This window comes from Streptomyces sp. (assembly GCF_035645055.1).
Classification (GTDB): Bacteria; Actinomycetota; Actinomycetes; order Streptomycetales; family Streptomycetaceae; genus Streptomyces.
Genome location: NZ_DASQNH010000043.1, coordinates 14,256 through 25,987, shown reverse-complemented (window position 1 = coordinate 25,987; position 11,732 = coordinate 14,256). Strand labels below are relative to the sequence as shown.

Sequence of the window (11,732 nt, the reverse complement as noted above, 5' to 3'; positions counted from 1 at the left end):
ATCAAATTCCCGGCAAACAGGGAGAACTGAGGAGATGAACTGTCGGCCTGTCCGAGGTTTGAAGTCCCGGCATGGCGAAGGCCGTCACCGAGGCGGGTGGTGTGTCCGGATTCGATCCATGGCTCGCACCACCCGCCGTAGCGGAGGACGGGGCGTCGTGATCTCGCCTCAGCAACTCATCACGTCAGTGTGGTTGGCTGAAAATCGCCCCTTGAGTACCGCTGTCACACAGGGGTGTGGGCGCGCTCGACCTTCTGCGTCCCGCTGCGGGTCCGGTAGGAGCGCGCCCACGAGGAGGCCGCGTCCGCCTCGGTGCGGTCGGACAGCACGTAGTAGTCCATCTGCGCCCGCTCGGCGGTGAGGTCCAGGACGCCGTATCCGTGCCGGTCGGTGTCGACCCAGTGGACATGCCGGTTGGCGGCGCGGATGACCGGGGCGGCGACCGCGGAGACCGTGCCCTCCGGGACCTTCAGCAGGTCGTCCAGGTTGTCGGAGGTGACCGAGGTGACCACGAACTCCGTGGCGGCCGAGGCCGACAGCGGATACGTCCCGGCGTTCACCGGCACGTCGTTCGCCCAGGCCATGTGGATGTCGCCGGTCAGGAACACCGTGTTGCGGATGGCGTTCGCGCGCAGATGGGCCAGCAGCTCCCGGCGGTCGTCGGTGTAGCCGTCCCACTGGTCGGTGCTGATCGCCAGGCCCTCCCGCGGCAGGCCCAGCAGCTTCGCCAGCGGCTTGAGCAGCTCCGCCGGGAGCGAGCCGACGGCGAACGGCGCGATCATCACCGAGTTGCCGACCAGCCGCCAGGTGGTGTCCGAGGCGGCCAGCCCCGCCTTCAGCCAGTCCAGCTGGGCGCGCCCGGTGAGCGTGCGCTCCGGGTCGTCGACCTCGCCGCTGCCGACGGTGACCTGCCGCGAGCGGAAGGAGCGCAGGTCGAGCAGGGACAGATCGGCCAGCTTGCCGAAGCGCAGCCGGCGGTAGGTGGTGCCGGCGAGCGCCGCGCGGACCGGCATCCACTCGAAGTACGCCTGCTTGGCCGCCGCCTGGCGCGCGGCCCAGGTGCCCTCCGCGCCCTCGGTGTGGTTCTCGGCGCCGCCGGACCAGGTGTCGTTGGCGATCTCGTGGTCGTCCCAGATGGCGACGACCGGGGCCGCGGCGTGCAGGGCCTGGAGGTCCGGGTCGGTCTTGTAACGCCCGTGCCGGGTCCGGTAGTCGGCGAGGGTCAGGATCTCGTGGGCCGGGGTGTGCGGCCGGACGACGGTGCCGCGCGTGCCGTACTGGCCCGTGCCGTACTCGTATATGTAGTCGCCGAGGTGCAGCCAGGCGTCCAGGTCGCCGCGGGCCGCGAGATGGCGGTACGCCGCGAAGTGCCCGGCCTCCCAGTTGGCGCACGAGACCACGCCGAAGCGGAGGTTGGCCACCGCGGTGTCGGCGGCCGGGGCGGTGCGGGTGCGGGCGGCGGGGGAGGTGGTGCCGGCGGCCGAGAAGCGGAACCAGTAGTCGGTGGCGGGCGTGAGGCCGCGGACGTCTGCCTTGACGGTGTGGTCGGAGGCGGCGGTCGCGGTGACGGAGCCCTGGGCGACGACGGTGGTGAACGCCTTGTCCAGAGCGACGGTCCAGTTCACCTCGACATCGGGGCCGAGGCCCGAGCCGGGGACGGCCTCCGGGGCGGGGGTCACCCGGGTCCACAGCAGGATGCCGTCCGGGAGCGGGTCGCCGGAGGCGACGCCGTGCAGGAAGGCGGGCGCCTCGGCGGCCCGCGCCGGGACGGCGGCGGCCGACGGGGCCGCGAGAACGGCCCCGGCCGCGGCGGCCTTGACGACCGTACGGCGGCGCGGGGCGGGCGAGTGGGGATCGGTGTGGGATCTACGACTGGTCACGGCCGGTCAGATTACTGATCGGTAAGGGATTCGGTAAGGAGCCGTACGTGAAGAGCGGGCGAACCCCGGGGAGTTCGCCCGCTCCGGTGTCCCGCGTTACTTGGTGACGCCCGCGTCCTTGAGCGCCTTCTCCCAGTCGGCCACGGTGCGCGGGTTCTCGATGACCTTGTCGTTGATCTTGATGGTGGGGGTGGACTTGACGTCCTTCGTGTCGTCGAAGGTGTCGCTCATCCGCATCGCCCAGGCGTCGTACGTGCCCTTCTCGACCGCGTCCTGGAACTTCTTGTTGTTCTTCAGGGCGTCGACCGTGTTCGCCACCTTGATCAGGTAGTCGTCCTTCGCGAACTCGTCGCTCGTCTCGGCGGGGTGGTACTTCGCCGAGTACAGCGCCGCCTTGTAGTCGAGGAACGCGTCGGGACTCACGTTCAGCGCGGCGCCGAGCGCGCTCAGCGCGTTCTTGGAGCCCTCGCCGCTGAGGTTGCCGTCGAGGAAGGTGCCGAGGGTGAAGGAGAGCTTGTAGTCGCCGTCCTCCATGCCCTTGTTGACGGTCTCGCCGATGGTCTGCTCGAAGGAGGCGCAGGCCGGGCAGCGCGGGTCCTCGTAGAGGTGGACGACGTTGTCGGACTTGGAGTCGCCGAGGAGGATCTCGGTGCCGTCCTTGCCGGAGGTGTTGGCCGGGGCGACGACCTTGGCCTCGGCGGCGGCCTCCCAGCCCGAGGGCTTGCTGCCCTGGACGACGGCGTAACCGATGCCGCCGGCTATCGCGAGGACCGCGACCATCGAGCCGGCCACGATCAGCTGCCGCCTGGTCTTCTCGCGCTTGGCCTGGCGCTCGCGCTCCTGACGCAGCCGCTCCCGGGCCGCCGTCTTCGCCGTCTGGCTGTTCCGCTTGCTCATGTCGTGATCTCCCTGGGGTGGCGCGCAGCTCTGCGCGCATCTGGACGAGGAACCGCTCGTGTTCGGATGTGCCGCTTCGCTCAGACGACAGCGAGCGCGACAGCGGCCGAGCGCGGCGGTCCGCGCCGTCCCAGGGAGTGCGCGAGGAGGAGGTCGGGGGCGGTCGAGGCGAGGCGGTGCGCGGGGCGCGGCAGCCGGCCGGCCGCCGGGGCCGGCCGGGCCGTCACCGCGGCGACCGCCAGCAGCAGCGGGCGGAAGGTGGTCGCGGGCATCGCGCGCAGCAGCTGGGCCAGCGCCTGCTCGCCGCGGCGCAGCCAGGCCGCCGCCAGCAGCCCCACGCCGACATGCGCGCCCAGCAGCAGCCAGGCGGTCTCCGGATGGGCGTCGGCGAGCAGCGCGGCGACCCGTTCGGTGCCGGTCGTCCCGGCCATCCGGGCCAGCGGGCTGCCCACCTCGCCGCCGCCGCACAGCACGTCCAGGCCGACCGAGCGCAGCGGACCGGCGACGGGGCCGCCCGCGCGGCCGTAGCAGGCGTGCTGGCCGGCGGTGAAGACGGTGTCGGCGGCCAGCTCCAGCGGGATCAGCAGCGCGGCGATCCGGCCGAAGCCCCGCTCCCGGCCGGCCAGCGCGTAGGCGATCACGAACACGGCGCCGGTGATCGCCGCCACCGTGCCCAGGGGCAGCGGGACCCGTGACAGCAGCACGTGCGACGCGGTGCTGAGCGTCACGACGATCGCCGTGAACAGCGCCGCGCGCACGGCTCTGATCTGGGTCCCTGATATGTCCATCGCGGGAGAGTGTGTCATGGGCTCCGGTAAGAGACCCCTAAAGGGTTCCTGTGCGGGAGCGCCGGCGGTCCTGAGCGGCTAGAGACCGGGGATCCGGCCGTTGCGGAACAGGTCGAGGAAGATCTGGTGGTCGGCACGCGCGCGTGCCCCGTAGGTGTGCGCGAAGTCCACCAGGAGCGGGGCGAAGCCCTCCTCGTCGGCCGCGAGGGCCGCGTCGATGGCCCGCTCGGTGGAGAACGGCACCAGGGACTCCCCGGACTGGTCGTCCGCCGCCGAGTGCATCGACGCCGTGGCCCGCCCCAGGTCGGCGACGACCGCCTCGATCTCCTCCGGGTCGTCGATGTCGCCCCAGTCCAGGTCGACCGCGTACGGCGAGACCTCGGCGACCAGCTGGCCCGAGCCGTCCAGCTCGGTCCAGCCCAGCCACGGGTCGGCGTGCGCCTGGAGGGCGCGCTGGGAGATCACCGTGCGGTGGCCCTCGTGCCGGAAGTACTCCCGGATCGCCGGGTCCGTGATGTGCCGGGAGACGGCCGGGGTCTGGGCCTGCTTGATGTAGATCACGACGTCGTTCTCCAGGGCGTCGCTGTGGCCCTCCAGCAGGATGTTGTACGACGGCAGGCCCGCCGACCCGATGCCGATGCCGCGGCGCCCGACGACGTCCTTCACGCGGTAGGAGTCCGGGCGGGCCAGGGACGTCTCCGGCAGGGTCTCCAGATAGCCGTCGAAGGCGGCCAGCACCTTGTAGCGGGTGGCCGCGTCCAGCTCGATGGAGCCGCCGCCGGGGGCGAAGCGGCGCTCGAAGTCACGGATCTCGGTCATCGAGTCCAGCAGCCCGAACCGGGTCAGCGAGCGGGCGTCGCGCAGCGCGTCCAGCAGCGGCCCGTCGGCGGTGTCCAGGGTGAACGGCGGCACCTCGTCGCTCTTGGCGCCGGTGGCCAGGGCGTGGATCCGCTCGCGGTACGCGCCCGCGTAGACCGTCACCAGCTCGGTGATCTGCTCGTCGCTGAGCGCCTTCGCGTACCCGACCAGCGCGATCGAGGCGGAGAAGCGCTGGAGGTCCCAGGTGAAGGGGCCGACGTAGGCCTCGTCGAAGTCGTTGACGTTGAAGATCAGCCGGCCCGTGGAGTCCATGTACGTGCCGAAGTTCTCGGCGTGCAGATCGCCGTGGATCCACACCCGGGAGGTCCGCTCGTCCAGGTACGGCCCGGCAGGCGTCGTCCCGCCGTCCCGCCCGGCGTTCCCGGCGTCGAGGTCGTGGTAGAAGAGGCACGCCGTGCCCCGGTAGAACGCGAACGCCGAGGCGGCCATCTTCCGGAACTTCACCCGGAACGCGGCCGGGTCGGCGGCCAGGAGCTCGCCGAAGGCGGTGTCGAGTACGGCAAGGATCTCCTCGCCGCGTTGCTCGTCGCTGAGCTGCGGAAACGACATCGCGGGGTGCCTCCTGGTACCGGTGGTGCATGACCTGTGCGGACGGGGTCCGGGACGGGTGTCCGACAGCTTCCAACGTCCGACCGTACGCGGGAGTGCCCGCCGGGTGTCACCGGCGAGGCATAGACTTCGACGCTGTCCCCCAGACTGTCCGCAGCCTGTCGGACCCCCGTCGACCCACGTTTCCCCTGGAGGCCGCAGCCGTGTCGAAGCCGCCGTTCACGCACCTGCACGTCCACACCCAGTACTCGCTGCTGGACGGTGCCGCGCGGCTGAAGGACATGTTCAACGCCTGCAATGAGATGGGCATGACGCATATCGCCATGTCCGACCACGGCAACCTGCACGGCGCGTACGACTTCTTCCACTCCGCGAAAAAGGCCGGAGTCACCCCGATCATCGGGATCGAGGCCTATGTCGCCCCCGAATCCCGGCGCAACAAGCGCAAGATCCTCTGGGGCCAGCCGCACCAGAAGCGGGACGACGTCTCCGGTTCCGGTGGTTACACCCACAAGACGATGTGGGCGGTGAACAGGACCGGCCTGCACAACCTCTTCCGGCTCTCCTCCGACGCCTACGCCGAGGGCTGGCTGCAGAAGTGGCCCCGGATGGACAAGGAGACCATCGCCCGGTGGTCCGAGGGCATCGTCGCCTCCACCGGCTGCCCCTCCGGCGAGGTGCAGACCAGGCTGCGCCTCGGCCACTTCGACGAGGCGCTGAAGGCCGCCGCCGACTACCAGGACATCTTCGGCAAGGACCGCTACTTCCTGGAGCTGATGGACCACGGCATCGAGATCGAGCGCCGGGTCCGCGACGGCCTCCTGGAGATCGCCAAGAAGCTCGGCATCCCGCCGCTGGTCACGAACGACTCGCACTACACGTACGCGCACGAGGCGGGCGCGCACGACGCGCTGCTGTGCATCCAGACCGGCAAGAACCTCTCCGATCCGGACCGCTTCAAGTTCGACGGCACCGGCTACTACCTGAAGTCCACGGACGAGATGTACGCCATCGACTCCTCGGACGCGTGGCAGGAGGGCTGCGCCAACACGCGCCTCATCGCCGAGATGGTCGACACCGCGGGCATGTTCGAGAAGCGCGACCTGATGCCGAAGTTCGACATCCCGGAGGGCTACACGGAGGTCAGCTGGTTCCGCGAGGAGACCATGCGCGGGATGCACCGCCGGTTCCCGGACGGCATCCCGGACGACCGGATGAAGCAGGTCGAGTACGAGATGGACACGATCATCTCGATGGGGTTCCCGGGCTACTTCCTCGTGGTCGCCGACTTCATCATGTGGGCGAAGAAGCAGGGCATCGCGGTCGGCCCCGGCCGGGGCTCCGCGGCCGGCTCTATCGTCGCCTACGCCCTGGGCATCACCGACCTCGACCCGATCCCGCACGGACTGATCTTCGAGCGGTTCCTCAACCCCGAGCGCATCTCGATGCCCGATGTCGACATCGACTTCGACGAGCGCCGGCGCGTCGAGGTGATCAGGTACGTGACGGAGAAGTACGGCGCCGACAAGGTCGCCATGATCGGCACCTACGGCACCATCAAGGCCAAGAACGCGATCAAGGACTCCGCGCGCGTGCTGGGCTACCCGTACGCGATGGGTGACCGGATCACCAAGGCGATGCCGCCGGACGTCCTGGGCAAGGGCATCCCGCTGTCGGGTATCACCGACCCCCAGCACCCCCGCTACTCGGAGGCGGGCGAGGTCCGGGCGATGTACGAGAACGAGCCGGACGTGAAGAAGGTCATCGACACCGCGCGCGGTGTGGAGGGCCTGGTCCGGCAGATGGGTGTGCACGCCGCCGGCGTGATCATGTCCAGCGAGACCATCACCGAGCACGTCCCGGTCTGGGTGCGGCACACCGACGGCGTGACCATCACGCAGTGGGACTATCCGAGCTGTGAGTCGCTCGGCCTGCTGAAGATGGACTTCCTGGGCCTGCGCAACCTCACGATCATGGACGACGCCGTCAAGATGGTGAAGGCGAACAAGGGGATCGACATCGATCTCCTGAGCCTCCCGCTCGACGACCCGACGACCTTCGAGCTGCTCCAGCGCGGCGACACCCTCGGCGTCTTCCAGTTCGACGGCGGCCCCATGCGCTCCCTGCTGCGCATGATGAAGCCCGACAACTTCGAGGACATCTCCGCCGTCTCGGCCCTGTACCGGCCGGGTCCGATGGGCATGAACTCGCACATCAACTACGCGCTGCGCAAGAACGGCCAGCAGGAGATCACCCCGATCCACCCCGAGCTGGAGGCGCCGCTCAAGGAGGTCCTGGACGTCACCTACGGCCTGATCGTCTATCAGGAGCAGGTGCAGAAGGCCGCCCAGATCATCGCGGGCTACTCGCTCGGCGAGGCCGACATCCTCCGCCGCGTGATGGGCAAGAAGAAGCCGGAGGAGCTGGAGAAGAACTTCGTCATCTTCCAGGCCGGTGCCCGCAAGAACGGCTACAGCGACGAGGCCATCCAGGCGCTCTGGGACGTGCTGGTCCCCTTCGCCGGATACGCCTTCAACAAGGCACACTCCGCCGCGTACGGCCTGGTCTCCTACTGGACCGCCTATCTGAAGGCGAACCACCCGGCCGAGTACATGGCGGCGCTGCTGACCTCGGTGAAGGACGACAAGGACAAGTCGGCCGTCTACCTCAACGAGTGCCGCCGCATGGGCATCAAGGTGCTCCCGCCGAACGTGAACGAGTCGGAGTCCAACTTCGCCGCCCAGGGCGACGACGTGATCCTCTTCGGCCTCTCCGCGGTGCGCAACGTGGGCACCAACGTGGTGGAGTCGATCATCAAGTGCCGCAAGGCGAAGGGGAAGTACAGCTCCTTTCCCGACTACCTCGACAAGGTCGACGCGGTGGTCTGCAACAAGCGGACCACGGAATCGCTGATCAAGGCGGGCGCCTTCGACTCGATGGGGCACACCCGCAAGGGCCTGATGGCGCAGTACGAGCCGATGATCGACAACGTGGTCGCGGTCAAGCGCAAGGAGGCCGAGGGCCAGTTCGACCTCTTCGGCGGGATGGGCGAGGAGAACAGCAGCGAACCCGGCTTCGGACTCGACGTGGAGTTCTCCACCGACGAGTGGGACAAGACCTACCTGCTCGCCCAGGAACGCGAGATGCTCGGCCTGTACGTGTCCGACCACCCGCTGTTCGGTCTGGAACACGTGCTGTCCGACAAGGCCGACGCGGGCATCGCCCAGCTCACCGGCGGTGAGCACGCGGACGGCGCGGTCGTCACCATCGGCGGCATCATCTCCGGCCTCCAGCGCAAGATGACCAAGCAGGGCAACGCCTGGGCCATCGCCACCGTCGAGGACCTCGCGGGCTCCATCGAGTGCATGTTCTTCCCGGCGACCTACCAGCTCGTCTCCACCCAACTGGTCGAGGACGCCGTGGTGTTCGTCAAGGGCCGCCTCGACAAGCGTGAGGACGTGCCGCGGCTGGTCGCGATGGAGCTGATGGTCCCGGACCTGTCCAACGCGGGCACCAACGCCCCCGTCGTCCTCACCATTCCCGCCGTCAAGGTCACCCCGCCCCTGGTCAGCCGCCTCGGCGAAGTCCTCAGCCACCACAAGGGCGACAGCGAGGTGCGGATCAGGCTCCAGGGGCCGACCAAGACGACCGTGCTGCGCCTGGACCGGCACCGGGTGAAGCCGGACCCGGCACTCTTCGGTGACCTGAAGGTGCTGCTCGGCCCGTCCTGCCTGGCGGGCTAGGGGTCTTCGCTCAGGGTCCGTCGTCCGGAGCGGGCCCGGTGTCCGTACGCTGCGCCAAGGGGCGTCTCCCGCGCGGGAGACGCCCCTTGCGTGTGCCGGGGCCACGACGGCCCTCGACGCGATGATCAGTTGTGGCCGAAGCGCTTCTGCCGGCCCTTGCGGGCCAGGTCGCCGGGGGTCACCTGCGGGGAGGGCTGGTCCTGCGTGTCGATCGGGGACTGCGGGGCCTGCTGCGCGCGCTCGGACTGCGGCTGCTTACGGTCACGGTTCTTGTTCTTGGCCATGGTGATGCCTCCTGTGGGGGATCTAGGGGCCAGGGCCGGGATCAGATTCACATAGCCCGACACGCCGCGCATGTCGGACAATTACCGTCCGTGACAGGGCTTGTCGAGGCACGCGGGGGCGCGCCCCCGCACCGATTCCCGCAAACGCCACGCCGAAGATCGAGTTCCGGCCGTTAACCCTTGCGCGGTCGGGCAGACTCGGAGGAAGCCCGAAGCAAACCTCCCGGGAAGAGGGTGAGTCGCGTGGACCGCTGCATCGTCCTGGTGGACGCCGGGTATCTCCTGGGGGCCGCGGCCAGCCTCCTCGCCGGAGAGCCCTCGCGGTCCCGGATCACCGTCGACCACCACGCCCTCATCCAGGGCCTGAGGGAACGCGCGGAATCGGACACCCAGCAGCCCCTCCTGCGCATCTACTGGTTCGACGGCGCGCCCGACCGCGTCCCGCAGCCCGAACACCGGCGGCTGCGGGTGATGCCCCGGGTCACCGTCCGGCTGGGCGCGCTGACCCGCAGTGACGGCCGCTGGGCGCAGAAGGGCGTGGACGCCGCGATGCACGCCGAACTGACCGAGCTGGCCCGCAACCGGGCCTGCTCCGACGTGGTCCTGGTGACCGGGGACGGCGATCTGCTGCCCGGCATGATGGCCGCCAAGGAGCACGGGGTCGCCGTCCATCTGTGGGCCGTGCAGGCCGCCGACGGGGACTACAACCAGTCCGAGGACCTGGTCGCCGAGGCCGACGAGCGCCGGGTCCTCGACCGGGCGTGGATCACCAAGGCCGTACGCGCCAAGGAACTGGGCGGGATCTGCGCGCCGGCGCACACGCCGCGCCCGGAGATCGCCGCGATCCTCTCCGCGCCGCTGCCCGAGTCGGCGCTCGGCGCGCCGGAACGCACCGCCGAGGAGCCTCCGGGTCCGGAGCCGGCCGCCGCGCAGAACGGCGCGGCGGAGCGGATGCCGGCGTCGAAGGCCGTGCCGACCCCCAAGGACCTGGCCGCGCTGCGGGCGCACGGCACCCAGTCGGCCGCTCCGGCCGCCCAGCACCCCACCACCGCCACCCTGCGCTGGTCCTCCGACAAAGGGTGGGTGGACCGCTCCGGGATCGCCTCCGAGCCGCCCGAGGCCGTCGCCATGCCGACCCTGGCCCAGCTGACCACCGCCGAGCAGCGGTGGGCCGACCGGGAGGAGGACATCACCACGGTCGGCGGGGACCCGTACGAGGTGGGGCAGGTCTTCGCCCGGCGCTGGATCTCCCGCCTCGGCGACCAGGGGCATCTCCAGCGGCTGTCCGGGATGTACCCGCGGATCCCGCACCGCATCGACGGGGAGCTGCTGCGCTACGCCGCCCGCTTCGGGCTGCTGGCCCACAAGGACGACCAGATCGACGAGCACGACCGATACGCGATCCGCGCGGGCTTCTGGCGCGAGGTGGACGCCCGCACCGGGGCCGAACGCACGCCGGCGGGGGAGTAGAGCGGGGAGTGGCGCGCCGCGCGGAGCAGGAGCGGCGCCCTCGCGCGCAATGGGAGCCCCTGCGCGGAACGCGGCGGAATGATCGTTACCGGTGGATTTGTGGGTGGGGAGGCCGCCCCGCGCGCGGAGGCCGGTCCGGCACCCCGTAGTCTCGTCCCTTGTGAGTACGCGCGCGGGACAGGCCTTTGGGGACAGCGGTGAGGTCGTGTGTGCGGTGCGCGGGCTGACCAAGACGTACCCCGCCACCCGGGCGCGCCGCGGTGCCCCCGGGACACCCGCGGTACGGGCCACCGACGACGTACGGCTCGATGTGCGGCGCGGCGAGATCTTCGGACTGCTCGGGCCGAACGGGGCCGGCAAGTCCACCCTCGTCCGCCAGCTCACCGGGCTGATGCGGCCCGACAGCGGCAGCGTCGAGATCCTCGGCCACGACATCGTGCGCCATCCCGAGCGCGCCTCGCGCATCCTCGCCTACCTCGGCCAGGAGTCCACCGCCCTCGACGAGCTGACCGTCTCGCTCGCCGCCGAGACCACCGGGCGGCTGCGCGGTCTGGACGTGCGGCGGGCACGGGCCGAGCGGGACGCCGTACTCGACGAACTCGGGCTCGCCCCGATCGCCTCCCGGCCGCTGAAGAAGCTCTCCGGCGGGCAGCGGCGGCTGGCCTGCTTCGCCGCCGCCCTGGTGGGCGAGCGGCCGCTGCTGGTGCTCGACGAGCCGACCGCCGCGATGGACCCGGTGGCGCGGCGCGCGGTGTGGTCCGCCGTCGACCGGCGGCGCGCCGAGCGCGGCACCACGGTCGTGCTGGTCACCCACAACGTCATCGAGGCGGAGACCGTCCTCGACCGGGTCGCCGTCCTCGACCAGGGCCGGGTGATCGCCTGTGACACGCCCGCCGGGCTCAAGGAGCAGGTGGCCGGCGAGGTGCGGGTCGACCTGGTGTGGCGGGAGCGGGCGCCGCTGGACGTCCCGGAGGTGGCCGCGCTGCGGGACCGGGCCGAGGAGTCCGGGCGCCGCTGGACGCTGCGGCTGGCGCCCGAGGAGGCCCGCGCGGTCGTCTCGACCGTCACCGGCGGGGCCGCCTTCGCGGCGCTGGACGACTTCACCCTGACCACGCCGAGCCTGGAGGACGTGTACATGGCGCTCGGCGGGGCCGCGCGGCAAGGGCTGGTGAAGGCATGAGCGGCCCGGGCGCCGCATCCGTACGGAACAGGGCCACCGCCGGAGGGAACGCCGCAGTGAAG

At 70.6% G+C, this 11,732-nt stretch carries 8 protein-coding genes; 3 read left to right on the top strand and 5 right to left on the bottom strand.

Features of this window, described 5'->3' with window-relative positions:
• Window positions 1-224: 224 nt before the first annotated feature.
• From VE614_RS14355 to VE614_RS14340, 4 genes are all read right to left on the bottom strand, one after another.
• On the bottom strand, window positions 225-1,880 hold the full coding sequence (locus VE614_RS14355; protein ID WP_324936481.1) for an alkaline phosphatase D family protein: 1,656 nt from the start codon (window positions 1,878-1,880) through the stop codon (window positions 225-227).
• 96 nt (window positions 1,881-1,976) lie between these two features.
• Window positions 1,977-2,777: a DsbA family protein gene (locus VE614_RS14350; protein ID WP_324936479.1), complete on the bottom strand. Its 801-nt coding sequence runs from the start codon at window positions 2,775-2,777 to the stop codon at window positions 1,977-1,979.
• An 80-nt stretch (window positions 2,778-2,857) separates the two neighbouring features.
• The gene (locus tag VE614_RS14345) at window positions 2,858-3,565 is read right to left on the bottom strand and encodes a hypothetical protein (RefSeq protein ID WP_324936477.1); all 708 of its coding nucleotides are present in this window, start codon (window positions 3,563-3,565) and stop codon (window positions 2,858-2,860) included.
• A 78-nt stretch (window positions 3,566-3,643) separates the two neighbouring features.
• Entirely contained in the window at window positions 3,644-4,993 is a 1,350-nt protein-coding gene (locus VE614_RS14340) for a DUF2252 domain-containing protein (RefSeq protein WP_324936475.1), read from the bottom strand.
• 203 nt (window positions 4,994-5,196) lie between these two features.
• Here VE614_RS14340 and dnaE point away from each other — a divergent pair, with 203 nt between their 5' ends.
• Window positions 5,197-8,736, top strand: a complete 3,540-nt coding sequence (gene dnaE / locus VE614_RS14335) for a DNA polymerase III subunit alpha (RefSeq protein WP_324936473.1) — start codon at window positions 5,197-5,199, stop codon at window positions 8,734-8,736.
• 125 nt (window positions 8,737-8,861) lie between these two features.
• On the opposite strand, the gene VE614_RS14330 is transcribed toward dnaE, so the two are convergent.
• Window positions 8,862-9,020, bottom strand: coding sequence for a hypothetical protein (locus VE614_RS14330; protein ID WP_324936471.1), 159 nt, complete (start codon window positions 9,018-9,020; stop codon window positions 8,862-8,864).
• 243 nt (window positions 9,021-9,263) lie between these two features.
• Here VE614_RS14330 and VE614_RS14325 point away from each other — a divergent pair, with 243 nt between their 5' ends.
• On the top strand, window positions 9,264-10,490 hold the full coding sequence (locus VE614_RS14325) for an NYN domain-containing protein (protein WP_324936469.1): 1,227 nt from the start codon (window positions 9,264-9,266) through the stop codon (window positions 10,488-10,490).
• A 205-nt stretch (window positions 10,491-10,695) separates the two neighbouring features.
• The gene (locus tag VE614_RS14320) at window positions 10,696-11,670 is read left to right on the top strand and encodes an ABC transporter ATP-binding protein (protein ID WP_324936545.1); all 975 of its coding nucleotides are present in this window, start codon (window positions 10,696-10,698) and stop codon (window positions 11,668-11,670) included.
• Window positions 11,671-11,732: the final 62 nt, after the last annotated feature.

Coding starts and splice junctions, on each gene's coding strand:
- VE614_RS14350 (WP_324936479.1), bottom strand. CDS start 2,777: ATGAGCAAGCGGAACAGCCAGACGGCGAAGACGGCGGCCCGGGAGCGG.
- VE614_RS14345 (WP_324936477.1), bottom strand. CDS start 3,565: ATGGACATATCAGGGACCCAGATCAGAGCCGTGCGCGCGGCGCTGTTC.
- VE614_RS14340 (WP_324936475.1), bottom strand. CDS start 4,993: ATGTCGTTTCCGCAGCTCAGCGACGAGCAACGCGGCGAGGAGATCCTT.
- VE614_RS14330 (WP_324936471.1), bottom strand. CDS start 9,020: ATGGCCAAGAACAAGAACCGTGACCGTAAGCAGCCGCAGTCCGAGCGC.